The following is a 1,590-nucleotide window of genomic DNA, read 5'->3' as shown; positions in this document are numbered from 1 at the left end:
CCGACCTGAACATCCACGCCACCACCGCCTACGGCGACATCACCGCCCGCAGCCTCTGACCCGCAGCCTCCGAGGAGCACCCACCATGACGAACCTGGCCATCGCGGCGAACGGGCTGCGCAAGTCCTACGGCGACAAGGTCGTGCTCGACGGCGTCGACCTGGCCGTCCCCGAAGGAACGATCTTCTCCCTGCTCGGCCCGAACGGCGCCGGCAAGACCACCGCCGTCAAGATCCTCTCCACCCTCATCACCGCCGATGCAGGCGAGCTGCACGTCGGCGGCCACGACCTGGCCGCCGACCCGCAGGCGGTCCGCGCCGCGATCGGCGTCACCGGGCAGTTCTCCGCCGTCGACGGCCTGATCACCGGCGAGGAGAACATGCTCCTCATGGCGGACCTGCACCACCTGTCCAAGAGCGAGGGGCGGCGGGTCGCCGCCGAACTCCTGGAGCGCTTCGACCTGGTGGAGGCCGCGAAGAAGCCCGCCTCCACCTACTCCGGCGGCATGAAGCGCCGCCTCGACATCGCCATGACCCTGGTCGGCAACCCGCGGATCATCTTCCTCGACGAACCGACCACCGGCCTCGACCCCCGCTCCCGCCACAACATGTGGCAGATCATCCGCGAACTCGTCTCCGACGGCGTCACCGTCTTCCTCACCACCCAGTACCTGGAGGAGGCCGACGAACTCGCCGACCGTATCGCCGTGCTCAACAACGGCAAGATCGCCGCCCAGGGCACCGCCGAGGAGCTCAAGCGGCTCATCCCCGGCGGGCACGTCCGGCTCCGCTTCACCGACCCGGCCACGTACCAGAGCGCCGCCTCCGCTCTGCGCGAGGTCACCCGGGACGACGAGGCGCTGGCGCTGCAGATCCCCAGCGGCGGCAGCCAGCGCGAGCTGCGCTCCATCCTCGACTGGCTGGACACGGCCGGCGTCGAGGCGGACGAGCTGACCGTGCACACCCCCGACCTCGACGACGTGTTCTTCGCCCTGACCGGAACCAACGTGCCCACCCAGCCGAACCAGCCCAAGGAGACTGTCCGATGAGCGCCCTCTCCCTCGCCGTCCGCGACTCGGCCACGATGCTGCGCCGCAACCTGCTGCACGCACGGCGCTACCCGTCCATGACCCTGAACCTGCTGCTCACGCCGATCATGCTGCTGCTGCTCTTCGTCTACATCTTCGGCGACGTGATGAGCGCGGGCATCGGTGGCGGCGGCGCCGACCGCTCCGACTACATCGCCTACATTGTCCCGGGCCTCCTGCTGATGACCATCGGCAGCACCGTGATCGGGGCCGCGATCTCCGTCTCCATGGACATGAACGAGGGCCTCATCGCCCGCTTCCGCACGATGGCGGTCTACCGAGGCTCTCTGCTCATCGGGCACGTCGTCGGCAGCGTGCTGCAGGTGCTCGCCAGCCTGGTCCTCGTCGGTGCCGTCGCCGTGGCCATGGGCTTCCGGTCCACGGACGCCACGGCCCTGGAGTGGCTGGCGGCGTTCGGACTGCTCACACTGTTCGCCCTGGCATTCACCTGGATCGCGGTCGGCATGGGCATGGCCAGCCCGAACCCCGAGGCGGCCAGCAAC

Annotated in this window: 2 protein-coding genes; both read left to right on the top strand. The window is 69.4% G+C overall.

Translation table 11 applies throughout. The features are described 5' to 3' along the window. The first annotated feature begins 85 nt into the window (after nt 1–85). Nucleotides 86–1,048, top strand: a complete 963-nt coding sequence (locus IE263_RS47995) for an ATP-binding cassette domain-containing protein (protein ID WP_189944456.1) — start codon at nt 86–88, stop codon at nt 1,046–1,048. Continuing rightward, the coding region (locus IE263_RS47990; protein ID WP_189944455.1) for an ABC transporter permease at nt 1,045–1,590 on the top strand (546 nt) is incomplete at its 3' end. The genes IE263_RS47995 and IE263_RS47990, both read left to right, overlap by 4 nt.

Origin of the sequence: Streptomyces aurantiogriseus (assembly GCF_014649375.1) — a bacterium.
Taxonomy (GTDB): domain Bacteria; phylum Actinomycetota; class Actinomycetes; order Streptomycetales; family Streptomycetaceae; genus Streptomyces; species Streptomyces aurantiogriseus.
This window is presented reverse-complemented; position numbering and strand designations above follow the sequence as displayed.